Raw genomic sequence first — 25,431 nt, forward strand, 5'->3', positions numbered from 1 at the left:
TATATGCATAGATGGGGAGCTGTTTGGGTATGAAGGAGAGGTTCGCCGGTATTGTGGGGCTCGGCTCCTATGTGCCGGACAGGGTGGTCACCAACCGGGATATGGAACGGCTGGTGGAGACGACGGATGAGTGGATCGCGGCGCGCACGGGCATTCGCGAGCGGCGCTTCGCCGCCGAGGGCGAGACGACGGCCACGATGGCGACGCGGGCGGCCGAACGGGCGCTGGCGGACGCCGGCGTGGGCGCGGAGGAGCTCGATCTGATCATCGTCGCGACGGTGACGCCTGATATGCTTTTCCCGTCGACGGCGTGCCTGGTGCAAACCAACCTGAAGGCGACGCGGGCCGCCGCTTTCGACCTTACGGCGGTCTGCTCGGGGTTCGTGTACGGCCTGGTGGTAGGCAGCGAGTTCATCAGGGCGGGGACGTACCGCAAGGTGCTGGTGATCGGCGCGGAGACGCTGTCGCGGATAACGGACACGACCGACCGTAACACGGTGATCGTGTTCGCCGACGGGGCGGGAGCGGCTGTGTTGGCGGAAACCGCTCCCGGGTTCGGGATTATCGGCGCCGATCTGGGAGCCGACGGCAACGGCGCCGAGCTGCTGAAGCTGCCGGCCGGCGGGTCGCGGCAGCCAGCCACGGCGGCGACGGTCGCCGAGCGTCTGCATTATATCCGGATGAACGGCCGGGAAGTGTTCAAGTTCGCGGTCAAGATCATGGGCGATTCGGCGCTCAAGGCGCTGGCGAAGGCAAACGTCGCGCCGGCCGAGGTCGCCTGCCTGGTGCCCCATCAGGCGAATCTGCGGATTATCGAGGCGGCGGCCAAACGGCTCGGCATGCCGATGGACAAGGTGTACGTGAATGTGGACCGGTATGGCAATACCTCGGCGGCGTCGGTGCCGATAGCGCTTGACGAGGCTGTGCGGGCCGGCCGGGTGAGACACGACGATGTGGTGGTGATGGTCGGCTTCGGCGGCGGGCTGACCTGGGGGTCGTGCGCGGTTAGATGGGGCAAGGGATGAGGGATAGAATGCCCGGTGCTTGCAGGAAGCGGCAAAACCGGGTATAATTTTTTAGTACGTTTTTTAGAGACGGCATTATCGCCGGTGTGTTTACACCGGCGGCAGATAAGCGGAGGAAAAATGTCTGTTAACGAAACTAATCCCCGCCGGACGTTCGCGATCATTTCCCACCCGGACGCCGGCAAGACGACGCTGACGGAGAAGCTGCTGCTGTACGGCGGGGCGATCCATCTGGCCGGGTCGGTGAAGGCGCGCAAGGCCCAGAAGCACGCCGTGTCTGACTGGATGGAGATCGAGAAGCAGCGCGGCATTTCGGTGACTTCGAGCGTGCTGCAGTTCGACTATCAGGGTATCCGCGTCAACATCCTCGACACCCCCGGCCACCAGGATTTCAGCGAGGATACTTACCGGACGCTGATCGCCGCCGACAGTGCGGTGATGATCATTGACGTCGCCAAGGGCGTGGAGGAGCAGACGAAAAAGCTGTTCCGGGTGTGCAAGGACCGGGGCATCCCGATATTCACGTTCGTCAACAAACTGGACCGGTTCGGCCGCAATCCGTTCGAGCTGATGGAGGAGATCGAGAAGGTGCTGGGCATCCGCGCTTATCCGATGAACTGGCCGGTGGGCGTGGACGGCAACTATAAGGGCGTGTATAACCGCCAGCTTAATCAGGTGGAGCTGTTCGCGAAGGACGATTCCCACGGCCAGCGGGCGGTGCCGTCGACGACGGGCAACGTGGAGGACGCGGCCTTCCGTCAGTTGCTGGGCGAGGATGCCCATCAGGCGCTGTGCGACGATATCGCTCTGCTTGATATGGCAGGGGACGAGTTCGATTACGATAAGGTGGCCCGCGGCGATCTGACGCCGATGTTTTTCGGCAGCGCGATGACCAATTTCGGCGTGCGGCCGTTCTTGGAGGAGTTTTTGCGGCTGGCCCCCCCTCCCGCTCCCCGCCGCTCGTCGGAGGAAATCGTCAGCCCGGAGAGCGACGTTTTTTCGGCGTTCGTGTTCAAGATTCAGGCGAATATGAACCCCGCCCACCGCGACCGCATCGCTTTCATCCGCATCTGCTCGGGGAGGTTCGAGCGGGGCATGAACGTGTACCACGTGCAGTCGGGCAAGCAGGTGAAGCTCAGCCAGCCCCAGCAGTTCCTGGCCCAGGAGCGGACGCTGGTGGAGGAGGCCCTGCCGGGCGATATCATCGGGCTGTTCGATCCGGGTATTTTCGCGATCGGCGATACGCTCTGCCAGCCGGGCCACGAGATCCGCTTCGAGGATTTTCCCGTTTTCCCGCCCGAGCAGTTCGCCAGGGTGCAGGCCAAGGATACGATGAAGCGCAAGCAGTTCGTGAAGGGTATGACCCAGTTGACCCAGGAGGGAGCGGTGCAGGTTTTCCGCCAGCCGAGCGTGGTCGAGTCGTTCGTGGTCGGCGTGGTCGGCAGCCTGCAGTTCGAGGTGCTGCAGTATCGCCTGAAGCAGGAGTACGGCGTCGATATCCTGATGAATTCGTTGCCGTACGGCCTGGCCCGCTGGGTGGCCGGCCCGGGGCTTAACCCAAAGGCGCTCAAGGGCATGGATAACGGCATGGTGCTGGAGGATACCAGGGGACGCCCGCTGGTGCTGATTACGACCGAGTGGCAGCTTAACTGGGTGAAGGAACGCAATCCGGGCGTGGAGTTTTACGCCGCGCCGCCCGATAACGCCGCCAATGCGCGGGATGTTGTATAGGACGGCGGCTTGCGGTAAAATAAGTAGGTATGGATGATATATGTGGAGGAGATGATGGTATGGAAGGGGAAAATGCCAAGGATTTTTTCGCGGCCCTCGGTTTTGAGGCAACGGAGATCGAGGACGGCCTGACGGCGCTGTGCTATGAGACAGGCCCGCAAGGAGGCTTCGCGCTGCTGACCGACAACGAGGGTGCGTTGCCGGAGAGCCTGGAGCGGCCGCTGGTTTTCGCCTGCTATACGCCGGACGGGGCGTACGAGTGGAGCGCCGGCTTCAAGGACGCGCTGGAGTTCAAGGACGTCTGGACGGAAGGGGCGACGGCGGAGGAAAAGCTCGCCGCCTTGCATCGGTACCGGGAACGCATGGCATTATAGGGTAATTAACGGCCTGAACCCGTTTAGGGGTTCAGGCCGTTTGCTTACGTAACCGTATCAGGGTATACCGGTTCGGGAAATGTATAAACAGTTTGATTAGTCGTGTATGGAGGCAGCGTATGAGGAAGAAATTACAGGCGTATCTGTTCTGGGTTCTATTGATTTTCCTGGCAGTCGGACTCGTTTATCCGCCGATCGGGGTAGTGGCTTTAACATGCATGCTGGCTCCTGTGGTTATCGCCCCCTTCAAAGGGCGCTACTGGTGCGGCAATTTTTGTCCCCGCGGCAGTTTTTGGGATAATGTGCTGGCCCGGGTTTCACCCCAAAAACCCATCCCGCCGTTTTTCCGCAGCAAGGGGTTTCGGATTTTTATGGTCTTATTGATATTTACCGTCTTCGGGGTGCAGATGTACTACGCCTGGGGCGATCTCGCCGCCATCGGAATGGTGTTCGTCCGAATCATCCTAGTGACTACCTTGGTAGGAATCGGGTTGGCGTTTGTGTATCATCACCGGACATGGTGTTCGTTCTGCCCGATGGGTACGCTCGCTAGCTGGCTCAGCGCCAAGCCACAACCGAAACCGTTAGCCGTCAGCGATGCGTGCGTCGGATGCAAGCTGTGTACAACCGCTTGCCCGCTCCAGCTCTCCCCCTATGAGGCAAAGGGCAGCAAGACAGGCTTTGTTCACAGCGATTGCCTCAAATGCAGTCGATGCGTGGAGAAGTGCCCGAAAAAAGCCTTGAGCTTCGGGCAATAGTTATATTAGCGCGTTACCGCCGGGGCGCCGGCCGCCTGCGGTCGGCGGGGAAGGCGGCTCAGAACGTCAGCAGGGCCGCCGCCAGCCTGGGAGGCGGTCCGACTAAAAAGCTGCGGCTGATTGTTCCGTTGCGAGCAGCGCCTGGGCGAAGATATCCTGAGCCTTGTCAGGGGCGGCTTCAATCCCCTCGCAGATGATCGTTCTGAGGTCGGAGATTCCCAGCATGGCGAGCAGGGATTTCAGATAGGGGACGGCATGGTCGAACGCCTGCGCCGGGCCGGAGGAAAAACAGCCGCCGCGGACATGGATGAGCAGGACCGGCTTGTCCGGCACCAGTCCCTTCCAGCCGGCGTCGCCGTACGAAAAAGTTTTGCCCGCGACCGCGATGGTGGCGATGTAGGCCGGGAGCATAGGCGGGAACTGCAGGTTCCACATCGGCGCGGCGATGATTACCTTGTCGGCCGCAATGAACTGGCCGGTAAACCGGTCTACCTTCGCCAGGAGCCGCTTTTCTGCGGCCGTTTGCTGCTCTGCCGGCTTGTCCCAGGCCTCCAGTACAGCGGCGTCGATAACCGGAATTTCCGTTTTGTAGAGGTCGAGCTCAACGATCGTGTCGGCCGGGTTGCGTTTTCGGTACGCTGTAAGGAATGACTGCAGGAGCCGAGCGGTATGCGAATTTTTGCGCGGATTGGCGATGATCGCCAGGACTTGCGCCATAGATTTCACCAGCCTTTTGTCATTTTGGCGGCGGCTTATTGGGGGCGTCACCCCCGGAGCGGCAGCCATCAACTTTAGTGCGTATTTCATGTTTTCGATTTTCGGCTGGCATCCCCTGCCGTCGTCGGGGCAAGCACCCGTATATTTTCCGCCGCGGGAAGCGGCAATGCGGCCTTGCACAAAAAAGAGCTCCGCCCCGCGCCATGCACTGAACCCCGGCCAATGGACACAGATAAAAAGCCCTATCGTAGGATTAGATGAGATTACGCAAACTGGCGTCGTTTTTCGAGCGGCGTCAGTTTTGTTTTGAGTTGAATACGCTCGTGGTTGTAGAAAAAAATGTAGTTATCAATAAGCTGACGCGCCTGATCGACCGTCTTTGGCTTATGCCGCCGGATACACTCGGTCTTAAGGATGCTGAAGAAGTTTTCTGCCGGCGCGTTGTCATAGCAGTTTCCCCGCCTTGACATGGACGGAGTAATGCCGTAATTTTGAGTTAGGGTGAAATATGCCTGGGAAGTGTATTGAAACCCCTGGTCACTGTGGAGGTGCAACTCTGCAGTGACCGCTTCTTTTGCCTTGGCTTGCCGAACGGTTCGCAGAACCAGGTTGACCGACTGCTCGGTTCCAGTCTGGTAGGCGACAATACTGTTGTCAAACAGGTCGCGAATCATGGATAGATACAAGGTTCCCTGCGGCGTCTGGATATAGGAAACATCCGTTACCCATTTCTGATTAGGTTTGATGGCTGTGAAATCGCGGCCGAGGATATTCGGATACCGGTGCAGTTGACCGCTCATCTGCCGGTACTTTTTTCTGCGCCGGATTTGCGCCAGCAACCCGTACTTGTTCATGATGCGCAGCACCGCCTTATGGTTTTTCTTAATGCCTCGCCTCTCAAGCCATATCCCCACACGCCTATAACCGTAAGTTCCATTAGTCTGCCGCTGGCATTTTTGAATCAAGGCGGCCAACTTCTCCTCGGCGGATGACCGGTCTTTCCGTTTGAGATACGCGTAGTAGCCGCTTCTTGATACCTCAAAGAAATTACACATGACCGCAACCGGATGCTTGCCGGCATTTTGCGCTATGGCTATGTACTTAACCTGTGCTCTCACATCCTTCCAGCAGCGTGAAGAAAAGACCGGTATAGTTCCACTTCTCTTTCAAGTTCCCGTATCCGCAGCTCCATCGCGTGGTGTGCAGTTATCGGGCTTTTTCTGGGGCGGCCTTTCTTCTTGGGGGATGCCGGAAGGGTGGTCTGTCTCCGATTGTACCGGTTAATCCAGTTCTTGATTTGTACTTTTTCAAGACCCAAGGCATCTGCTATCTCCCGCCTGGTTCTTCCATCTTGTCGCATTTGCAGGATAATCCGCTCAGCCGATTGCATATCTGTCCATTTCCGTGACATACAAAACCTCCTATCGTAGTTATCCTACAACAGGAGGCTTTTTTGCTCAATGTCCGTTTTTTCGGGTTCAGTTCACCATGCGGGTCGGGGCTCTTTTACGCCCAATTCTAGGCGGCCGGTTCCTTTTGTTCGTGTTTTTCGATTATGAATAGGAGGTACGCCGCGGCGGCGACCACGAGGCCGATCACTAGCCAGTGGTTGATCCCGAGAGCCTGAGGGATAGTAATTTTGCCGAAATTGCCCCAGGTCAGCACGGTGGCTTTCATAAAAGGATAGGCCTCGGCGTATAGACCCGCCCCGACCAGCATTCCCAAAATGCCCCACAGGGCATCCCATCTGCCTTCCCCCAGGGCGCCGAGCGATGTGCCGGGGCAGTAGCCCAGCAGTGCCCACCCGACGCCGAACAGCAATCCGCCGAGGGCGACGCCGCCGACGATGGCCGGTTTTATCGACAGCTTGACAAGGCCGAGGTCATACAGCAGGTAGACGCCGATCATGGCGACGATTATGTGGGAAAGCATGAATTTGACGATGATAAAGTCCTTTAAGCGCAAGGCACCCAGTTGTTTGTCGTAGCGGAGGACTCTGCCCTTCTGCAGGAAGAATCCGAACAGGATGCCTGTTATTAAGCCGGCAAGCAATATGTTCATTTTTCATCACCTTTCCCGTATATAATCCGGGCTACGATTACGCCGCCCACGAAAAAGGCGATGAGCGCGATATAGCCGCTGACCGCGAGCTGCAGGGCGCCGCTCAGCCCGTGACCACTGGGGCAGCCGTCGGCGAGGCGGACGCCGAACAGGGCGATGATGCCGCCGACGAAGGCGACGGCCGCCCGCTTGGCGACGCTGGGGCCGAAGCGCTCCCGCCACATATCGGGCACGGCCTGCAGGCGGAAGCTTCCCGAGGTAACCGCCGCGGCGAACGCGCCGATCATGATGCCGATGACGACCATAAACTGCCAGTCGATTTTGGGGGCGTGGCGAACGAAGTATTCCAACTGTGTTAGTTTTTCAGGAGCAAATATCTTTTCTACCATGCCCGAGGCCCGCACGAAGGTCGTCGACGCGCCGAGATAATGGCCCGTTACCCAGACTGACAAGATTGATACTATGCCGCTGAGCCCACCTGCCAAATAGGGGTTCCAGCCTTTTCCTTCCTGCATGATTCCACTCTCCCGCTCCCACCCCCCATGGGGAGGGGTGGTTTTTGTTTTAATTCTACCAGACATTGCCGCATATTTCAATAATTATTATTAATTAATTTTAAATTTATTTTATAGGCGGGAAGGCTTTTTGCAAATTCGCCGGGAAGGGCACTTACCAGGAAAAGCCTGAACCGCCGCCACCCCGGAAATGCGCGGCGGGCGAAAGCACGTAGAACCCGCTCCCGAGCCGTTAGGCAAATCGGGCATAATGTGGCAGCCTTTATTTACTCCTTCTTTGCCACCCGTAGTATTGATTTCCCCGCGGTTCGACCGCCGCAGCGCCTCTTTCCCTGATCGTCGTCAAGTTTTCCTCGATAACAAATCCGTAGCTGCTTTTGAGAAAGGTCAGCTTTTCGCATTGCTCTGATTCACTGCATTGCCAGCATCCGTCATAGCCCTTGGCTCTGATGCATTTCAGCGCCCCGCATTCATGCTTGTTGCCGCCGAAGGAACAACCGCCCGCTTCCTGGCAAGTGCTTTTGCATTGCAATTTTATAATGCCGTCAAGAACGCTCATAAACGCTGGCATCTGTTCAAACGCATCAAAATGCCTGCCTATTTCATCCCCTACCTGGCTTTCATCGACATCCAGATGCGCCCCCATAACCTTCCAAACGTTTTTATTGCTGCATATGCTCAGAAATGTATCCAGTCCGTGCTTTTTAATCAACTCCCGCAAGTTGAATGCGGCTTCGTAAATTTCGGGTTTGTAGAACAAACAATCACAACAGGTCAAACCGCAGGGGCATACCAGTTTCCTGTCCAAATATTTACGCCTCCTAATCGCATCGATAATTTAGTACTTGATAATATTACTTGGTAATATAATTTTACCACTAATTGTAATTTTACGCAATGAAGATGTGCCGGAATATGACAAAAGGCATCAGCCCTTCGTTATCGGCTGATGCCTTTTAAGGTTAACAGTTAATGATTGGCCGTGACGGGTATAGCGACGGAGTGCGTCGGAACCGTGCCAGGGAACGGACTTTAGCTTTTCAGCCCGGCAGCCTCGTCGGCGCCCAGCATTATGTTCATGCACTGCACGGCGGCTCCCGACGCTCCTTTTCCCAGATTGTCAAAGCGCGAGACAACCAATATCTGCTCGTTATTGCCAAACACGAAAAGCTCGATCCTGTTGGTATCGTTGCAGCATTCCACCGGGAAGAAGCCTTCCTCCAGTGTGGCATCGGCGTCATACGGCATGACCTTGATGAATTTTTCGGCGGCAAAGTATTCGGCGAAAAAGTCTCTGACCTGGGCGGCAGACAGCGGCTTATTGAGCAGGCGGGAAATCAGCGGCAGCATGACGCCCATTCCTTTATAATAGTTGGCCACCACCGGCACAAAGGCGGGCGGATACCGGAGCCCGGTCACTGCCTGCATTTCCGGCAGATGTTTATGCTGCAGGCGCAGCGCGTAAGGCCGCGGACTATTTAGGCCACCGTCGGCAACACTCTCGTATTTTTTGATCAGGCTTTTGCCGCCGCCGCTATAACCGGTCAGGGAGGTGCAGGTAACCGGATAATCCGCGGGAACGATACCGGCTTTGACTAGCGGATAGAGCCCTACGATAAAGCCTGTCGCATGACAGCCCGGCACCGACACGCGGCGGGAATGCTTTATTTTTTCACGATGCTCGGGGCTCAGCTCGGGCAGGCCATAGGCCCAGTCTGGATGGGTCCGGTGCGCCGTGCTGGCGTCAATCACCCGGGTGTGTTCGTTAGTTATCAAAGAAACCGCTTCGCGCGCAGCGACATCAGGCAAACAGAGAAACACCAGGTCGGCGCTGTTGAGCAGCCGGCTCCGTTCCGCTATGTCTTTGCGTTTTTCCGGATCGATGCTCAACCATTCGATATCCGAGCGCTGCGCTAAATATTCATGGATTTTTAAACCGGTCGTTCCTTCTTGGCCGTCGACGAACACTTTATGTTTCATTATAGCCCCTCCCCTTTTTCGTATAATTATACGTCCGTTTCAATTTTTATGCAACAAATATTTCCTCCGGCTTCGCCGTTACCAGTGGCAAGGTTTTCCCCGCTTTCCTAATACCCCTCCCATTTTCTATCATCGTCATATTGGCAATCGTCCACATAATATACAGAGGTGCTCCCGCACTTCGGGCAACATTCCAAGTATCCGCCATCGCCAATGGGTTTAAGTATTGCTCCTTCTGTATTAAACACTTTCCCGCATTTTGTGCATTTTACGACAGCCATAATTCTCTCCTTCTCTCTAAGTACTTGCGTCTGCCGCCAGCTATGGTACGGACCAGCTACTTATATTTGGATAACTTCCGGTTTATAGCCGGCAGGCAGTTCTTCTTCGGTTAAAAATTTGAAGTTGTCATCATTCAGTATCGGTATAAATATTTCGTACGGAATCAGGGAAAATTCACAGGCATAATTACTGGCTCCGAACCACATACCCGCTTTGCTGCTCAAATTTAGACCTCTGGCGAACTTTGTGTAGTTTGAGCAATCATGGACCGCTAAATCCCAGTTCTCTTCATCAGCTATTTTCATGAATTTCAAGGTCAGTTCCCTACTCCAAATTGGCGATATATAGCCGTGTCGGGAAATATACATGTTTTCGCCATAATAATTGCCGATGTTATTCTCATTTAAATGTAACTCCGCACAATTGATAAAATCGAGGTTTGTCGCGAAAATTGCCTGCTTTTTGTTGAAAAATGCTTCGAAAAACTCCGGAGTCATCGGGGTTTCAATGCCTACGGTTTTAATAAATTTTTTCGCTAAGCCGATATTTTCAATTACTTTGTCCGCACAGTTTGAAGCGCCGAGATTGAAACGCAACTCGTCAAGACCGGCTTCGCCTAAGGATTTCAAGGTCTCTTCCGTAGCCAAGGTGCCATTTGTGTATAAATGCTGATGAATTTGCGCAGCACTAAATTTCTTTATCACCGGATAGTATTCTTCGATCTCCATGAAAGGCTCTAAATAGACGTAGGAAATGCCTGTGGGTTTTTGGTGAATGGAAAGCAGCAGATCAATATCCTTCTCGTAAAATTTCGTGCCGCCGATTTCCCACATGCCTTCGCCAACGGGATGAATATTTTGCAGTTCGCCATAATTATAACAAAACTTACACGCTAAATTACATTTGTTCGTTTTCCTGATTGCGCTCAAACCGGTGCCCGACAGGCAAGAACGACAGCCTTGGGGGAATTTGCTTTCATTGCCCACAAAAAAAGTTCTGTTTTCCAGGGTTTTTAAGTTTTTGATTTCCGACATCAATATATCGTTTCTATGATCAATTGCCGCCTCAATTTGCGCAAAGGTAGCGTAGATGATTTCTTCATGTTTTACGCTAATTTCCTCGTCCTCAGGCAATTGGGAAAAGAAATCGAACCATATCAACGCATCTTTCTTGGAAATTTTCATACCGCAACCGCCTATCTGCTTAATCTAACTCTTCAAATGATTCGCCAAGCAACTGTAAATATCATTTATAAAATGGTACTTTCGCGAAGGCGTAATATTTGTTATTTAACTATTGATAAAGTGCGAGACCGCATGGTCCCGCACTTTGTTGGATCGGCATTTCCGGGTTGCTGCCAGCCAGGCACTGTTCGCCGTCACAATAATTGTATGCTTCTTTGGTTTAAGAGGCAGCGCGCTTCAGCTTTTTGCGGATATCTATTGGGCAGGTCGCCCGAGTGGGTGGTAAATTTGCGCATGGGTGGCATAAGCCTGTACATAAATGTTTATATCTTCGAAATCGACGATGAACAGGTCGGGGTTTTTGCGCAGGTCAAGCTCGACAATCTGATTGGTGTAGCTGCCATCCCGGCTGGAGACGATGCGTACGATGGGGGTAGCCGTGTTGTTCATGCTGACGCCGAGAATCACGCCGCTTTGCTCATTGTTGAGCCGTACCGTTTTCCCCATCGGATAGATGGCGACGTTGCGGATAAATTTCTCCACAACTGACGGGGCGAAATATTCGCCCGCGGCTTTGTTCAGGATGGCGGCGGCATAGTAAACCGGCGTGGGGTGGCGGTGAGGCATGCCGACGATCAGGCGGTCATAGGCATCGGCGATGCTGATAATCTGCGCATATTCCGAGATGGCGTCCCCTGCGAGGCCCTGGGGATAGCCGCTGCCGTTCCAGCGTTCGTGGTGCTGGAAGCATGCGTCGACGATGGCGGCGGACAGGTTTTTGTTTTCGCTCAGTATTTCCGCAGCGTAGGACGGATGGCGCCGGTATTCTTCCCGTTCGCCCCTGATCAGGCGGTCGGGAAACTGTCGCGCCAGCCGCCGGGAAAATTTGATTTTGCCGATATCGTGCAGTATGGCCGCCAGCCCCAATTCGTTCAGCCGCACGGCGTCATACCCCATAGCCAGGCCGGTCATGACGGACAAAATGCAGGTGTTGATGGCATGGGAGAATATATACTCCTCTTTGCGGCGGATGTCCAGCAGGTGGATCATTTCTTCCGGACTATGGGCAAGGCGCTCAATAAGGTCGTCGACAATGTTTTTCACTCTGTCCAGGTTTATGTCTCTGCCGACGCGAAAGCTTCGCACTTTTTCCCTGGCGCTGCCTATCGCCTGTTTTTGATGCTCGGCGTCGTAAAAATCATCCAGGGCTTTTCCGGAGGTTCCGGCGACCGGTTCGCCGATCACCAGGGAAGTCAATCCCTGATTGCGGAGGTACCTTATGTATCTTTCCTTTATCTCTATGCCTTCGTAAAGCAAGACCTTGCCGTCTGTTGTCAGGAGCGGTTTCGATAAGTACATTCCCGGCTGGATTTCATCCAAAGATATGCTGCGCATGGAAGGCCCCCCAGAATAAACACGGTTTACCGATAATGCTATATTAATATATCGAGAAGAAAGCCAAAGGTTTAAAGCGGGAAAAAGCGGCGTTTATTCGCCGGAAGCGCCTGTTTCTTCGTCGCAGCACCGGCTAAGGCCTGTCACGCCCTTGCAGATTAGCTGACGAAAACAATAACCTGCCAGCACATCATGGCTGGCAGGTTATCTGGCAAGAATCCATCTCAAGCGTTCGGCGGGTCTTTTGCGGCGGTTTCCAGGGTTTAATGATGGTAGTTCTCGTTGCGGCTGATTTTGAAGGCGCGGTAGAGTTGTTCGACGAGGAGGAGCCTGATCATCTGGTGGGTGAAGGTGAGGGCGGAGAAGGAGAGCTTTTCGGCGGCGGCGGCGAGTACTGCGGGGGCGAGGCCGAAGGCGCCGCCGATGACGAAGGTGAGGTCGCTTTTGCCGGCGAGGGCGAGGGCGTCGAGTCTGGCGGCGAGGTCTTCGGAGGAGAGGCGGGCGCCGCCACGGTCGAGGACGATGAGGTGGCTGGCGGGACGGACGGCTTTGAGGATCCTCTCCCCTTCCCGGCCAAGAACTCTGGCCTTGTCGGCGACGGAGGGGCTGTCAGGCATTTTTTCCTCGGCGATTTCGACGATGTCTAGGCGGCAGTAAGGGGCGAGGCGTTTGACGAATTCGCCGATGCCTTGCGTGAGGTAGCGTTCTTTTATTTTTCCGACGGCGACGATGGTGATGCGCATGGCGTTATTTGCTCGGCATTTCTTCGAAGAGGACGCTGCGGGCGGCGACCTGGCCGTTGCGGCTGACGGTGACGTCAGCCCGGCTGCCGACGGGCTGGGCGTCGACGACGCTTCTCAGGTCGACGACGGTGTTGGTTTCTTTGCCGGCGATGGCTACGATGATGTCGCCTTCGCGGATGCCGGCCTTGGCGGCAGGGCCGCCGGGCTGGACGCCGGCCACGTAGACGCCTTTGTCGACGTTGAGCCGGTAGCCGTAGCGGGCGGCGGTGGTTTTATCGAGGATGCCGACGCCTAGATAGGCACGGATGACTTTGCCTTTGTCGATGAGCGACTGGACGATGGGCCGGACGGTGTTGACGGGAATGGAGAAGCCCATGCCTTCGACGCCGGCGGCGGCAAGTTTGGCGCTGTTGATGCCGATGACGAGGCCGTCGGCGTTGACGAGGGCGCCGCCGGAGTTGCCGGGGTTGATGGCGGCGTCGGTCTGGATGAGTTTGAAGCGGCGTTCGCCGATTTCGATGGAGCGGTTGAGGGCGCTGATGACGCCGACAGTGACGCTGCCGCGGAATTCGTTGCCGAGGGGGTTGCCGATGGCGATGGCGGGTTCGCCGACGAGGAGGGTGTCGGAGTCGCCGAAGACGGCGGCGGGCAGGCCGGTGGCGTCGATTTTGACGACGGCGAGGTCGGTGACGGGGTCGGCGCCGACGGTGCGGCCGGTGAAGGTGCGGCCGTCGGCGAGGGAGACGGTGAGTTCCTGGGCGTTTTCGACGACGTGGTTGTTGGTGACGATGTAGCCGTCGGCGGAGATGATGACGCCGGAGCCGGTGCCTTGTTCGATGAGCATCTGGCGGTTGAAGAAGTCGCGGACGAAGCCTTTGTTGGTTATGCCGACGACGGCCGGGCCTACGGCCTGGGCGGCGCGGACGACGGGGGTGTTGCGGGCTTCGGAGACCTGGGCGTGGGCGACGGGCGGCATGATGGTGTTTTGGGGCGGCTGGGCCTGGGGACCGGGTTTGGCGAAGTAGGGGGCGCCGTAGCCGAGGACGAGGCTGCCGCCGATGAGGGCTCCGAAGACGGCGACGATGAAGTAGGGGGCCATGCGCTTGTATAGCTGTTTCATCCCGTATCCTCCTTGCTGTTTATTCGAGGCTGGCGGTTTGGTCGGGGTAGGTGAGGGAGAGGGTTATGTCTTTGCCGAGCCGGCAGCCCTGTTCGCCGAGGATGCCGGCGACGGTGGCTTCGGCGAGCTCGGGTTTGTTGTTTTCCTGGCTGATGTGGGCGAGGAATACGTGGCATTGGCTTTTGCGCGGCAGGCGGGCGAGCGTCCAGCCGGCGTCGGTGTTGGCGAGGTGGCCGCGGCTGCCGAGAATGCGCTGCTTGAGGAACCAGGGGTATTTGCCCTGTTTGAGCATGTCGATATCGTGGTTGGCTTCGAGAACAAGGGCGTCGGAAAGGGCGAGGCCTTTTTTGGCGGTGTCGGTGACGAAGCCAAGGTCGGTGGCGAGGCTGCATTTTTGGTGACGGTGGTAGAAGCTGAAGCCGACCGGGTCGGCGGCGTCGTGGGAGACGGCGAAGGGTTCGATTTTGAGGGTGCCGATGTCGAGGCCGGCGGGCAGGTCGCGGCGGCATTCGCCGGCGATGCAGGCGCCGATGCCGTCGTCGTCCATGGCCTGCCAGGCGGCGGGGCGGGCGTATATGGGCAGGCGGTATTTGCGGCTTAGGGTGGGCAGGCCGGCGACGTGGTCGCGGTGCTCATGGGTGACGAGGACGGCGTCGAGGTCTTCGACGGCAGTGCCGACGGCGGCGAGGGCGTTTTTGATCCGTCGGCAGCTTATGCCGGCGTCGACGAGGATGTTGGCGTCGGCCATCCGGATGAGGGTGGCGTTGCCGGTGCTGCCGCTGGCCAGGACGTGTATCTGCATGTCTAGCTCCTTTATACAAGATGCTGTGGCATTATATGTTATTCGCGACAAAAAACCACAATTCCTCTTGTCAGAAGCTGGATCGGCGCTCAGCCGGCGGCTATTCTGGGCCGGACGGCTTCCCGCAGGGAGGCGGGCAGGGCGCCGAGGAGGATGTCGCCGATTTCCGCAAGACGCGCGGGGGTTTTGGCTTCGAAGCGGAAGGTGAAGAGCGGCTCGGTGACGGAGGCGCGGATCATGCCCCAGCCGTCGGGAAATTCGACGCGGACGCCGTCGATGAGGTTGGGGCGGTAGGGGGCGAGGGCGGCGGCGGCGGCGGCGATGACGGCCTGTTTGTCGGGCTGGGGGTAGGGGATGCGGATGTCGGGGGTGAGAAGGTAGTCGGGGACGGAGTCGGCAAGGACGGAGAGCGGTCCGCTGGCGGCGACGATTTCGGCGATTTTGAGGGCGGCGAAGGCGCCGTCGTCGTAGCCGAGTTCGCGGAAGAAGAAGTGGCCGCTTATTTCGCCGGCGAAGAGGGCGTTCTCCCGCCGGAAGGCTTGTTTGCTGAAGGTGTGGCCGGCGCGGGCCATGACGGCACGGCCGCCGGCTTTGGCTATTTCCTCGGCGACGACCATGGAGCATTTGGCGTCGTAGACGACGGCGCCGGACTCCCGGGCGAGGTAGTGGCGGGCGAGGAGGACGATGATGTCGTCGTTGTCGAGGGGACGGCCGGTTTCGTCGACAAAGCCGACACGGTCGCCGTCGCCGTCGAAGGCGGCGCCGAGGGCGGCGCCGGTGCGGCAGACTTCGGCGCCGAGGGCGGCGAGGTTTTCGGCGAGGGCGGGGTTGGGGGGGCGGTGGGGGAAGTTGCCGTCAGGCTGACAGTAGAGTTCGACGACGTCGTAGCCAAGACTGCGGAAGAGCTGGGGGGCGAGGCGCGATACTGCGCCGTTGCCGGCGTCGAGGACGACTTTTAGGGACCCCCGCCGGGCGCAAGCAGCGGTGAAGGCGAGGTAGTCGGCGGCGACGGGGAGCCTGGCGATGCTGCCGCTGCCCTCGGTACGGGCGCCGGCGGCGACGAGGCGGGCGAGGTCGGCGATGTCTGCTTCGCTGACCGGTTCGGGGCCGAGGACGAGTTTGAAGCCGTTATAGGGGGCGGGGTTGTGGGAGGCGGTGACCATGACGCCGCCCACGGCCGCCGTCTTTTTGAGGGCGTAGGAGAAGGCGGGGGTGGAGACGGTGCCGATGTCGAGGACGTGGCAGCCGGATTCGGCGAGGGTTTCGATGACGATGGCCTGGAGGGCCGGGGTGGAGAGGCGGACGTCGCCGCCGACGACGACTTGTCGGCCGGCGAGCTTGAGGCCGACGGCGAGGGCGATTTTGCGGGCGGCGACGTCGGTGAGGTCGCCGCCGGCGATGCCGCGGATGTCGCAGGCGTGGAAGATATTCATGGCGGTGCTCCTTTCGGGACGGATCAGGGTTGTCGCGCGTGCTTATAGCTTAATTATAAACCCCGGTGGCAGGCGGGGTAAGTCCTTGGCGTTCGCCATCCGGTAAATTATGCCTGGTTAGTATGCTCTTTGTATGCAAAATCAAGCAGGGCTCCCGCCGCAATACGGGCTATTTTTCGGCGGGCTTAAGGTGGCTGCGTCTGCGAAACGACACCACGGCGCCAAGGACGGCGAAGACCGCCCCGACACCCAGTGCGGTATGGTAACCGGTCAGGAAGGCGCCGATCTGCTGCCCGGTGGTCGGCGACGCTATTCCCGCGAGCGACGCCGCCTGCCGCGTCTCCAGAATCGACACGGCGATGGCGATGCCGCACACCTGGCCGACGTTGCGCACGAGGGAGTTGATGCCGCCGGCGAGGCCGAGCTTTTCAGGCGGGGCGGCGCTCATTACGCTGTTGTTGTTGGGGGACTGGAACAGGCCGTTGCCCAGGCCCAGAACCGCTTGCCCCAGTGCTACCTTCCAGACCGCAGCCGCTGCGGTGAGCGTCGCCAGCCAGACTAGGCCCGCCGCCGTTACCGACAGGCCGGCGGCGCACAGCAGGGCGGGGTTTACCCGTTCGGATAAGTAGCCGCTGACCGGGGCCACGAAGGCCAGGACGATGGGAAAGGGGGTCATCAGCAGGCCGATGTGGGAGGATTCGAGATTAAGTATTCGGCTTAGATAAAAAGGGAGGAGCATGGTATTGGAAAATACCGCCATGAAGGACAGCAGTCCTGTTATGTTGCCTGAGAGAAAAGCCCATTTTCGAAAGAGGCTGAAATCGATCATGGGAAAAAGGGTGCGTTTTTCGTGGCGGACAAACGCGCCCAGCGCGAGAACGGAGGTCGCTGCAAGGGCTATTACGGCCGCCGAGCGCCAGCCCCATTCCTCGCCGTGGCTTACGGCCAGCAAAAAGGCGGTCATGCCGACGGCGAACAGGCCGGCTCCCGCGTAGTCGAACTTTTCGTCCAGGCGGCGTTCGTTGGCGGGGAGGATGTAGTAGCCCGCCAATAGGGCGACGGCGCCGATGGGCAGGTTGACAAAGAATATGGATTCCCACCCGAAAGCGCCTACTAAGAGGCCCCCGACGCTGGGCCCGGTCATCGAGCCCAGCGCCACGACCATGCCGACCATGCCGAGGGCTCTGCCCCGGCCGGGCCCCGGAAAGGCGGCCGCGACGATGGCGGGGGCGTTGGCCATGAGCATCGCGGCGCCGACGGCCTGCACGACTCTGGCGGCGATCAGGAGGGCGATATGCCCCGATAGCCCGCAAAGCATCGAGCCCAGTGTAAATACGAAAAACCCGGCGTTGCAGACCAGCCGGCGGCTGAAGATGTCGCCCAGCCGCCCGAACAGGGGCAGCAGGCAGGATATTGTCAGCAGATACGCCGACACCACCCATTGAACGAGCGGCAGGTTGACGTTAAGCTGGGAAGCGACCCGGGGAAGAGCGACATTGATGATGCTGGCATCGAGGGTGGCCATAAACGTACCGATCGAGGTTACTCCGAAAATCAACCAGGGATTGAGTTGTTTTCGCGGTTGCGTCATATCGATCGAGTTCCTCCGATTTATGCCGGGTGGCGTCGAGTGTTTCCCTTTAGTCAAATATGTATCGAAAGAATATCACTATACTGTGGGAAAATCAAGATTTGGCGGCGAAATATGGCGCATGCAAGGCCAAGGGCGCGTACTTCGCCTGAGCGAATACGGATATGACGGCTGGCGAAAAGGTTACATAATCATCCGGACCGGCATAGGATATACAAAATATCTTAGGAGGAGTAGTTATGGAGGAATGCAAAGTTTCGCCGCCGGACCGCCATTGCTTCCGCCTGGAGGAGCGGGCGCCCGATTTTAGCGCGCCGGCCTATTTCTGCGGCAAGGAGATCGAGGTCGGTCTGCGCGATTTCCGCGGCAGATGGCTGCTGCTCTTTTTCTATTCCAGCGATTTCACGTTCGTCTGACCGACCGAGCTGGCGGCAGTTGCCGACATTTATCCCTGTCTGAAGGAGCTGTGCGCATCGGCTATCGCGATCAGCACCGATAGTGTGTATGCCCACAAGGTATTTCACGAGACCTCGCCCCACGCGAGCCGAGTACAGTATCCCCTGCTGTCTGACCGCTCGGGGGCGATCGCCCGCGCTTACGGGGTATGGGGCCGCGAAACGGGAGCGGCTTACCGGGCCACTTTTATCATCGATCCCGAGGGGCGCATTCGTTATTATTCGGTCTACCCCCGCGAGGTGGGACGCAATGTGCGAGAGATCGCGCGCACGCTGGCCGGCATCCAGTACGGCGAGGCGACCGGCGAGGGCGTGCCGGCGGGATGGAAGCCGGGGATGCCGGGGATCAGCCGGGATTTCGAGCTGGCAGGCACAGTATAGGTATGGAAAACGCCGCTAAATAAGCGGCGTTTTCATTTTCCCCGTTCCTGCCTTTCGTCAAGGACGCGTAGAAAACTCCAGATGCAAGGCGCACCGGAGGCTGCCACCACCGTTTGCTCTGCGACAACGTTTGTAGAAGTTGTTTGCACGGGATGTATTCAACGGCAGCGTGCGTACACGATCGTACGCTGAGGATGGCAGTCGAGGAGCAACGCCGCAGACGGACTTTCTACGCGGCCTCAGATAATCAGCGGCTTTGCATTAGGAAGATTGACGGCGTGGACGGCGCAGGTGAAACACGGGTCGAACGAGCGGACCACTCTCCCCACCTCGACGAGGCTGGCAAGGTCGGCCACCGGTGTGCCGATGAGGGCTTCTTCGACCACTCCCCGCCGGCCGGAAGCGTCGCGGGGGGAGAATTTCCAGGTGGTGGGGGTGACTACCTGGTGATGCTGGATTTTACCGTCTTTGAATTTTAACCAATGGCCGAGGGCGCCGCGCATTACGTCGGTCAGGCCGGCGCCCTCTCCCTGGGGCGGCAAGGTATAAGGCCGCAGGCTGGGCTGGCCGGGTACGAGCTGAGCCAGCCAGCCTTCGGCGAGGCGGCAGAGTTTGAGGGTTTCGTGGGCCCGGGCGATGAGGCGGTCCATGACGCCGCCGCCTTTCTCGCGGTATTCGCCGTTTAAAACGGCCCGCGGCAGGGGTCCGCTTTCGAAGGCCAGGCCTTTGTAGCGGGGCGCCTTGGTCCAGGAGTAGGCGTCGGGCTTGTCGCGGTCGGGGACGGTGTTTTCGGTGTCGGGCCGCCCGCCGCTCCCTTCCCGGTACCAGCTGTAGCGAATTTCTTCGCTAATCAGGGCGGCGTCCACATCCCCGACCGCCCCTCCGCCCGTCTGCACGCCTGCCCTGATGGCCCGCCGGCCGGTAAGCGGATCGGGAAACATGCCGAAGGACAGGAAATTACCGTTGCCTTTGCCGATAGTATAATAATCGGGGTAGTGGGCGGCGACGGTCAATACGTCGGGGATATGTACGCCTTCGATGAAGTATTTTATTTGCCGCACGATGGCGGTGGCGGCCTTGATCTGGTCGGCGTTGGTCTGTTGGGTGACGCCGGTGACCATGATGGTCTGCTGGTGGGGGGCTTTGGCGCCGAACATGGCCATTAGTTCGTGGGCGCTGGCGGCGATGCGCACGGCCGCGGGGAGGCGGCCGACGAGTTCGGCGCTGGTTTTCGCGGGCAGCCTGAAGTCCGGCTTGGGGGGGCGGGGCGTCCAGGGAGGAGTGTCAGGGCCGGCGGCGTAGTCGGGGAGGGCGAGGAGGTAGAAATGGCGGAGGTGGTTCTGGATGATGTCGGCGGCAAGGATGAGGTTGATGAGGTGCTGGCCGTTGACAGTGGGGGCGAGGCCGGTGGCCTGCTGGAGGGCAAGGCAGTCGGCGACGGCGTGGGCGCTGGAGCAGATGCCGCAGATACGCTGGGTGAAGAGGATGGAGTCGCGGACGTCGCGGCCGGGCATCATCTGCTCCCAGCCGCGGTAGAGATGGCTGCTAACCCAGGCGTCGGTGACCCGGCCGCCTTCGACCTCGACGTCGACCCTGATCGGTTCGTGGATGCGGGTCATGGGAAAGATGGTCTTTCTGGCCATTATTTGTCCTTTCCGGTTTTGTCCTCGGTACGCCAGAACCCGACGAGGCGCCGCAGCCAGGATTTGGGGCGGCGGCGGTGCGGTTTCGCGGCTTCGAGCTGTTTCGCTTCGCTCATGAGGGCGTTCTGCTGGCGGATGAGGTCGTCGAGTTCCTGTTTGACCTGGGTAAGGTTTTCCGGCGGGGCGGGGTCGCTGGGTTTGGTGCCGTCGAGATAATGGTCGTGGATGCGGCGGGCGAAGATGCCGGCGGCGAGATGGGTGGCGACCGCCCCTACGCCGAGGGCGGCGAAGGCGGCGCCGATTTTGCGGACGCTGACGGATACGGACCTGGTCCTGATGTCGGGAAGGTGGTTGTAAAAAGGCGTCATGCCGTCGGGGAAGTGGGGGCTGGCGCAGCCGATGCAGGGTGTCCCGGCCTTGACCGGCCAGTTGACGTAGTCATTCCATTGACGGGAGGGGCAGTCGGCATGGGTGACCGGCCCCTTGCAGCCGACTTTGTAGAGGCAGCCGCCCTCGCCGGGAAAGGCGGCGAAGATGCCGTCCTCGAACTGCTGGCGACGCTGGCATTGGTCGTGGATGGTGCGGCTGTAGAACAGTTTGGGCCGGTTGTAGGCGTCGAGCTCCGGCAGGCCGTAAAGCAGCAGGTGGCTGAAGGTGCCGGTCATCCAGTCGGGGTGGCTGGGGCAGCCTGAGACGTTGATGACGACGCGGTCGGTGATGACGTCCCAGACGCCTTTGCCGCCGCCAGGGTTGGGATGGGCCGCCCCCGGCCCGCCGAAGGCGGCGCAGTCGCCGACGGCGATGACGTAACGCGCCTTGGGGGCGAATTCCCGCAGGGCGGCAAGGCCGGTCACCATTTCGCCGTTGCGCATGAAGATATGATTATAGCGGCCGTCGGCGGCGGTCATGACCGAGCCTTCGACGACCAGCCAGAACTTGCCGGCTTCTTTTTCGACGGTGTCGAGCATCACCCGCACGGCGCCGTCACCCTGGACGGTGTTGTAAAGCCAGTGGTAGCGGAGGTCGAGGAACTCGGTTAACAGTTGATAGAAGTTAGGGTTTCTGGTGTTGTCGAGGGATACGCTCTCGCCGGTACAGGAGCCGAGTTCGAGCCAGATGACGGGCGGCCGGGGCAACGCGCTCTGGGCGCTGGCCTGCCTCAGCACCGGGATGAGTATTTCGGCGAGGCCGGTGGTGGCGGTCGCCGCGAGGCAAAGTTTGAGGAATTCCCGCCGGGAAAGCATAGGCTACCCTCGTTTCGAATGACGCTCTTCCTCGTGGAGCCAGACGAACAGGCCGGCGTATAGCAGATAGCCGGTCAGGCCAAGCGCCATCCAGGCGTACCCGGCCAACACGAGGTAGCGGCCCAGCATGGGTTCCGCGGCCACGCCGGCGAAGTCGCCGGCCGCCAGTACCAGACCGCCGGCGACGATGAACAGCGCCATGATCCTTTTCATGCGTTCGCTGATATCGAGCCTGGGGGTGAGCCACAGGGGGATGGCGGTCATGGCTCCCGCCAGCGCAAGGTGGAAGGGGATACGGGCCTGGATTTCCCTCAGGCCGCTTTCCTGGGCGAATTGGCCGGCGAAGGCGCTGGCCATGGTGATGTCGCCTTTGACCGCCATGTTCAGCGCCATATCGAGGTTGTAGTGGATGGCCTGATGGCGGGCGGGCAGGAGGAAGACGTCGTTGAACAGGCCGTAGCCGACGCTGAGCAGGAAGAGCAGCAGCCCGCCGGAAGATAGGATGCGTTGACTAGTCATAGCAGCCTCCGGTAATCCGTTTTCCCTACTAAAATTCCCAGGCATGGCAATTTTATGCCTGGGCTTTACGCAGGCGGAACCATGCGCCGCCCGGCGTCATATTATGTAGTAGATAACGCGAGGAGGTATGGGAATGGCTTTTTCCCGCAGGAAGAAAGCGCGCGGTCCTTACGATAAAATTGTGAAACATGCTCAGGAATTCCTGCGCCAGGAGCTGGCGCCAATCCGGGCTGACCAGCAGGCGGTCATGGCCCAGAACGAAAAGATTACCGAGTATGTCCGGCAGATCTGGAGCAGCGTGGCACAGCGTCCGGCCGAAAAAGGCCAGGGGTAGGAGATAAGCAAGAAAGAGGCGCGCCCGAAGGCGCGCCTCTTTCTTATTGCATGTTTTCACGGGCCCACCGGGGCCACTCTTTCGCGAACGATGCGTAGTCCATGCCCAGGGATGCGGCGATGGCGTCTTCCATGGTCCGACCGGCGGCAAGGGCGGCGATGACGTTCTTGAGGCCGGTTTCGCCGTGAACGGCGGCGATGTAGCGCACCGCGGCCAGCGATTCGCGGTAGGCCAGCGCCTGGTTGGCGAGGCTGTCGAAGTCGCGGTCGAGCTCATCCTGGGTGTACCCGCGGTCGTGCAGGGAATTGGCGGCTGTCCGCCATTCGTAGCCGTTGACCTTGTATTCGAGGTATTGGGCGAGTCCTTCGGTAAACCAGCGGGGGTAGTTGCCGCGGCTCAGGTGATCGAATACAAGGTGGGTGTATTCGTGAACCATCGGCCCTGAATGGATAAATTCGGCGTCGGCGCCGTCCTTGAGCCAGGCACGGGGGGACAGCACCTGAATGACGCCCCCCCAGTACACGCCCATGGCGCTCTGGTCGCCCGACCAGCCGAAGTTACGGTTGAGTTCGCTCCGGTCGCGGTAGAGGATAACGAGGGTTTTGGCCGGCGGGGCGTAGCCGAGCGCCTTCGTGACGGGCGTGTAGGCCGCTTCCGCCGCCTCGGCGACCATGGCTACCGCAGTCTGGTCGGCGGGCGAGTATTTTATGATGAAGTGGGGCGTTTCGTAAGCCGCCATTTGGCGCGTTTCGTAGTTCATCTTGGCCTGGGCCGCCTGGCGGGCCACAGGATAAAGCAACATCCGCGGCGTGAGAGGCGCAGGGAAAAGCGCGGCCGCGGCCAAGCCGAGAACGGCAATGACGGAAATTGTCAGTATGATCATTTTGCGCACGGACCTCCCCTCCTCCCTATCTGCTAACAGGCAACCATTATAGCATGGGGGGAGGTCCGCGCCTACCGGTATTTTATGTTAACTAGACTGCAGGAGGGCGACGCCGGCGCTGGTGCCAAGCCGGGTGGCACCGGCGGCGATCATGAGTTCGGCCTGCTGGCGGGTGCGGATCCCGCCCGAAGCCTTTACACCGGCGCGTTCGCCGACAGCCGCCCGCATCAGGCGGACGTCGTCCTCCGTCGCCCCGCCGGGGCCGAAGCCGGTGGAGGTTTTAACGAAGCCGGCTCCGGCGGCAAGGGCGGCTTCGCAGGCGCGGCGCTTTTCGTCGTCGGTAAGGAAGGCTGTTTCGAGGATAACTTTGACTGTTTTCCCTTCGGCGGCGGCGACGACCTGGCCGATGTCGTCTTTGACCGCGTCCCAGTGACCGGACCTGGCGGCGGCGATGTTCATGACCATGTCGATTTCGTCGGCTCTGCGCTGAAGGGCTTCGCGCATTTCCAGCACTTTGACGGCGGTGTAGGTGGCGCCGAGGGGGAAGCCGACGACGGTGGCGACGTTTACGCCGCTGCCGGCGAGGATGTGGGCGGCGAGGTCGACGTAGACGGGGTTGACGCAGACAGCGGCGAAGCGGTGCTCGGCGGCCTCTTCGCAGAGTCTGGCAATGTCTTCGACGGTGGCGTCGGCTTTTAGCAGGGTGTGGTCGATGTATTTGGCAAGGTCCATTTTGCGTACCTCCTTTTCGGGGTTTTATTCGGCGGATAGCGGTGTTGTTCCTCCGGAAAAAAAATAACCCGTCCAGAGGACGGGTTACGGGTTATGCGTAGCGAGTAAAAAGCTCCAGATGTAAGGCGGTCTGAGGAGCAACGCCGCAGAGGGGCTTTTTACGACATTGCCCTATTACTGCTTCTCGATCTTGTCTTTGGGAGCGCCGCACTCGGCGCATTTCCCCGGCTTACAGCGCCCTTCCTTGGTGGCGCCGCAGACGCTGCATTTGAAAACTGCCATGTTGGTCACCTCCGTGTGTCAGTTGGCCGGCTTGCCCTGGCAGGTAGAGCAGTAGCCGTAGAAGTAGAATTGCTGGCCGGCGAGGCGGTAAGAGGTTTTGTCGGCGACCTGGCTGATGAAGGCTGCGATGTCGATCTCGTGGATGTCGTCGACTCTGCCGCACTGGAGGCAGCGGATATGGGGGTGCATGCTGATGTCCGCGTCGTAGCGGAAGCTGTCCTCCCCGGCGTTGAGCACCTGAATGAGACCTATTTCCTTGAGGATCTCCACTGTTTTATAGACGGTCGCCAAGCTCATTGTCGGATAATATGGCTGAAGCTGCTGAAAGATCATCTCGGCGCTGGGGTGGGCTTTGCTGTTGGCCAGAACTTTGTAGATGGCCAAGCGCTGGGGGGTGACTTTAAAGCCTTTCTCCCGCAGCTTTGCGGTTACCCTGTTTTCCACCGAAAACACCTACTTCCAAAGAATCAGGCTAACGAATAATCGTTATCCATTTATATTCATTTTTTATTTTACAGCAGGCAAAGAATCAAAGTCAAGTCCTAAACGAAAAATAGTCCCACGGTCCTAGGACCGCGGGACTATTGTACTACTGCATGCCCTGCTGCTGAGATTGGCCGCTGAACTTGCTCTGGGCTTTGGTGATGTCCTGCGGGGAGGCGTTTTTGACGCTGTAGTAGCCCTTTTGCTGCATGTAGTCGAAAAGCTGTTTTTCCTGGCTGTAGACTTCGCCGAGGACGGTCATGTAGTCCCGCCGCAGTTGTTCGCTGGTCGCTTCCTGAATATAGATGTTAAGCGAGGACGCCATGTGCTTGGCTTCGTTAAGGCAGACCTGCATGATGTCGCGGTCGGAAATCTGCGTGCTCTGGCCGCTCATCTGTCCCTGCTGGCTCTGCTGGTTCTGTCCCGACATTTGGACCATTGTGTTCACCCCTTTACTGAAGGTTTTGTCCCGAAGCGAGATGTTTACTGATGGTCTGGAAGTTCTGCTGGTCCCGCTGCGCCATTTGCTGGAGAAGCTGCTTGCCCTGACTGTCTTGAAGCTGGTTGGCGAAATAGTTGAGGGTTTTCGCGCAGGTCTGTTCCATTGTCAGGAAGTCTTCCAGTTGCATCAATTCTTTGGCCGTCAACACTTTCTTATTCCCCCCTTTCGCTTGTACCGGCATTAGCATGCGCCGGAGCGGGCGGGAATATGCGCCCGTTCCGGCGTAAATGCGCCCTGCCCGCAAACGTCCGGACTCCCGCTG

Annotated in this window: 27 protein-coding genes; 6 read left to right on the forward strand and 21 right to left on the reverse strand. The window is 58.9% G+C overall.

The features are described 5' to 3' along the window. Positions 1 to 29 precede the first annotated feature (29 nt). The 4 genes from Q4T40_16950 to Q4T40_16965 all read left to right on the forward strand — a co-directional run bounded on the left by Q4T40_16950 (position 30) and on the right by Q4T40_16965 (position 3,888). Positions 30 to 1,025: a beta-ketoacyl-ACP synthase III gene (locus tag Q4T40_16950; GenBank protein ID MDT8902933.1), complete on the forward strand. Its 996-nt coding sequence runs from the start codon at positions 30 to 32 to the stop codon at positions 1,023 to 1,025. Positions 1,026 to 1,145: 120 nt separating this feature from the next. Then, on the forward strand, positions 1,146 to 2,756 hold the full coding sequence (locus Q4T40_16955) for a peptide chain release factor 3 (GenBank protein ID MDT8902934.1): 1,611 nt from the start codon (positions 1,146 to 1,148) through the stop codon (positions 2,754 to 2,756). Between the two features lie 59 nt (positions 2,757 to 2,815). Further along, a complete protein-coding gene (locus Q4T40_16960) occupies positions 2,816 to 3,130 on the forward strand; it encodes a hypothetical protein (protein MDT8902935.1) in 315 nt (104 codons plus the stop codon). 119 nt (positions 3,131 to 3,249) lie between these two features. Further along, the gene (locus Q4T40_16965) at positions 3,250 to 3,888 is read left to right on the forward strand and encodes a 4Fe-4S binding protein (protein MDT8902936.1); all 639 of its coding nucleotides are present in this window, start codon (positions 3,250 to 3,252) and stop codon (positions 3,886 to 3,888) included. A 102-nt stretch (positions 3,889 to 3,990) separates the two neighbouring features. Here the strand turns inward: Q4T40_16965 and Q4T40_16970 are convergent, their stop codons facing one another. The 13 genes from Q4T40_16970 to Q4T40_17030 all read right to left on the reverse strand — a co-directional run bounded on the left by Q4T40_16970 (position 3,991) and on the right by Q4T40_17030 (position 17,711). Continuing rightward, the gene (locus Q4T40_16970) at positions 3,991 to 4,785 is read right to left on the reverse strand and encodes an FMN-dependent NADH-azoreductase (protein MDT8902937.1); all 795 of its coding nucleotides are present in this window, start codon (positions 4,783 to 4,785) and stop codon (positions 3,991 to 3,993) included. Between the two features lie 83 nt (positions 4,786 to 4,868). Further along, positions 4,869 to 5,723: an IS3 family transposase gene (locus Q4T40_16975; GenBank protein ID MDT8902938.1), complete on the reverse strand. Its 855-nt coding sequence runs from the start codon at positions 5,721 to 5,723 to the stop codon at positions 4,869 to 4,871. Between the two features lie 400 nt (positions 5,724 to 6,123). Beyond that, positions 6,124 to 6,666: a YeeE/YedE thiosulfate transporter family protein gene (locus Q4T40_16980; GenBank protein MDT8902939.1), complete on the reverse strand. Its 543-nt coding sequence runs from the start codon at positions 6,664 to 6,666 to the stop codon at positions 6,124 to 6,126. Then, positions 6,663 to 7,181, reverse strand: coding sequence for a YeeE/YedE thiosulfate transporter family protein (locus Q4T40_16985; protein MDT8902940.1), 519 nt, complete (start codon positions 7,179 to 7,181; stop codon positions 6,663 to 6,665). The genes Q4T40_16980 and Q4T40_16985 overlap by 4 nt, the downstream gene beginning before the upstream one ends. A 262-nt stretch (positions 7,182 to 7,443) precedes the next feature. Then, positions 7,444 to 7,989 carry a DUF3795 domain-containing protein gene (locus Q4T40_16990; GenBank protein MDT8902941.1) on the reverse strand — a complete coding sequence of 182 codons (546 nt, stop codon included), beginning with the start codon at positions 7,987 to 7,989 and terminating at the stop codon, positions 7,444 to 7,446. Between the two features lie 224 nt (positions 7,990 to 8,213). After that, complete coding sequence (gene argC / locus Q4T40_16995) at positions 8,214 to 9,161, reverse strand: N-acetyl-gamma-glutamyl-phosphate reductase (GenBank protein MDT8902942.1); 948 nt, start codon at positions 9,159 to 9,161, stop codon at positions 8,214 to 8,216. 341 nt (positions 9,162 to 9,502) lie between these two features. Continuing rightward, complete coding sequence (locus Q4T40_17000) at positions 9,503 to 10,627, reverse strand: radical SAM protein (GenBank protein ID MDT8902943.1); 1,125 nt, start codon at positions 10,625 to 10,627, stop codon at positions 9,503 to 9,505. Between the two features lie 255 nt (positions 10,628 to 10,882). Next, a complete protein-coding gene (locus Q4T40_17005) occupies positions 10,883 to 12,022 on the reverse strand; it encodes an HD domain-containing protein (protein MDT8902944.1) in 1,140 nt (379 codons plus the stop codon). A gap of 263 nt (positions 12,023 to 12,285) precedes the next feature. After that, positions 12,286 to 12,765 (reverse strand): 23S rRNA (pseudouridine(1915)-N(3))-methyltransferase RlmH, encoded by a 480-nt coding sequence (gene rlmH / locus Q4T40_17010; protein MDT8902945.1) that lies wholly within the window; start codon positions 12,763 to 12,765, stop codon positions 12,286 to 12,288. A gap of 4 nt (positions 12,766 to 12,769) precedes the next feature. After that, on the reverse strand, positions 12,770 to 13,885 hold the full coding sequence (locus tag Q4T40_17015) for a trypsin-like peptidase domain-containing protein (GenBank protein ID MDT8902946.1): 1,116 nt from the start codon (positions 13,883 to 13,885) through the stop codon (positions 12,770 to 12,772). Between the two features lie 19 nt (positions 13,886 to 13,904). Further along, positions 13,905 to 14,687 (reverse strand): MBL fold metallo-hydrolase, encoded by a 783-nt coding sequence (locus Q4T40_17020; GenBank protein MDT8902947.1) that lies wholly within the window; start codon positions 14,685 to 14,687, stop codon positions 13,905 to 13,907. Positions 14,688 to 14,776: 89 nt separating this feature from the next. Then, complete coding sequence (locus Q4T40_17025) at positions 14,777 to 16,120, reverse strand: phosphomannomutase/phosphoglucomutase (GenBank protein MDT8902948.1); 1,344 nt, start codon at positions 16,118 to 16,120, stop codon at positions 14,777 to 14,779. 169 nt (positions 16,121 to 16,289) lie between these two features. Beyond that, on the reverse strand, positions 16,290 to 17,711 hold the full coding sequence (locus tag Q4T40_17030; protein ID MDT8902949.1) for an MFS transporter: 1,422 nt from the start codon (positions 17,709 to 17,711) through the stop codon (positions 16,290 to 16,292). Between the two features lie 239 nt (positions 17,712 to 17,950). Here Q4T40_17030 and Q4T40_17035 point away from each other — a divergent pair, with 239 nt between their 5' ends. Next, positions 17,951 to 18,547, forward strand: a complete 597-nt coding sequence (locus tag Q4T40_17035; protein MDT8902950.1) for a peroxiredoxin — start codon at positions 17,951 to 17,953, stop codon at positions 18,545 to 18,547. A 239-nt stretch (positions 18,548 to 18,786) separates the two neighbouring features. Here Q4T40_17035 and Q4T40_17040 read toward each other — a convergent pair whose 3' ends face one another. From Q4T40_17040 to Q4T40_17050, 3 genes are read right to left on the reverse strand one after another with little or no spacing between them, the layout of a single operon-like run. Further along, positions 18,787 to 20,190, reverse strand: a complete 1,404-nt coding sequence (locus tag Q4T40_17040; GenBank protein MDT8902951.1) for a nickel-dependent hydrogenase large subunit — start codon at positions 20,188 to 20,190, stop codon at positions 18,787 to 18,789. Continuing rightward, entirely contained in the window at positions 20,190 to 21,434 is a 1,245-nt protein-coding gene (locus Q4T40_17045) for a hydrogenase small subunit (protein MDT8902952.1), read from the reverse strand. The genes Q4T40_17040 and Q4T40_17045 overlap by 1 nt, the downstream gene beginning before the upstream one ends. 3 nt (positions 21,435 to 21,437) lie before the next feature. Then, on the reverse strand, positions 21,438 to 21,953 hold the full coding sequence (locus Q4T40_17050) for a hypothetical protein (GenBank protein MDT8902953.1): 516 nt from the start codon (positions 21,951 to 21,953) through the stop codon (positions 21,438 to 21,440). Between the two features lie 133 nt (positions 21,954 to 22,086). Between Q4T40_17050 and Q4T40_17055 the strand changes: the two genes are divergently transcribed. Further along, positions 22,087 to 22,287 (forward strand): hypothetical protein, encoded by a 201-nt coding sequence (locus Q4T40_17055; protein ID MDT8902954.1) that lies wholly within the window; start codon positions 22,087 to 22,089, stop codon positions 22,285 to 22,287. A gap of 43 nt (positions 22,288 to 22,330) precedes the next feature. Here the strand turns inward: Q4T40_17055 and Q4T40_17060 are convergent, their stop codons facing one another. From Q4T40_17060 to Q4T40_17080, 5 genes are all read right to left on the reverse strand, one after another. Then, positions 22,331 to 23,170 carry a hypothetical protein gene (locus tag Q4T40_17060; GenBank protein MDT8902955.1) on the reverse strand — a complete coding sequence of 280 codons (840 nt, stop codon included), beginning with the start codon at positions 23,168 to 23,170 and terminating at the stop codon, positions 22,331 to 22,333. Positions 23,171 to 23,257: 87 nt separating this feature from the next. Next, positions 23,258 to 23,902: a deoxyribose-phosphate aldolase gene (gene deoC, locus Q4T40_17065; protein ID MDT8902956.1), complete on the reverse strand. Its 645-nt coding sequence runs from the start codon at positions 23,900 to 23,902 to the stop codon at positions 23,258 to 23,260. 300 nt (positions 23,903 to 24,202) lie between these two features. Further along, complete coding sequence (locus tag Q4T40_17070) at positions 24,203 to 24,628, reverse strand: Fur family transcriptional regulator (GenBank protein ID MDT8902957.1); 426 nt, start codon at positions 24,626 to 24,628, stop codon at positions 24,203 to 24,205. Between the two features lie 145 nt (positions 24,629 to 24,773). After that, a complete protein-coding gene (locus Q4T40_17075; protein MDT8902958.1) occupies positions 24,774 to 25,106 on the reverse strand; it encodes a spore coat protein in 333 nt (110 codons plus the stop codon). A gap of 13 nt (positions 25,107 to 25,119) precedes the next feature. Continuing rightward, a complete protein-coding gene (locus tag Q4T40_17080) occupies positions 25,120 to 25,317 on the reverse strand; it encodes a ferritin-like domain-containing protein (GenBank protein ID MDT8902959.1) in 198 nt (65 codons plus the stop codon). Between the last annotated feature and the right edge of the window lie 114 nt (positions 25,318 to 25,431).

The organism is Selenomonadales bacterium 4137-cl, from assembly GCA_032334055.1.
Classification (GTDB): Bacteria; Bacillota; Negativicutes; order Sporomusales; family UBA7701; genus Anaeroselena; species Anaeroselena agilis.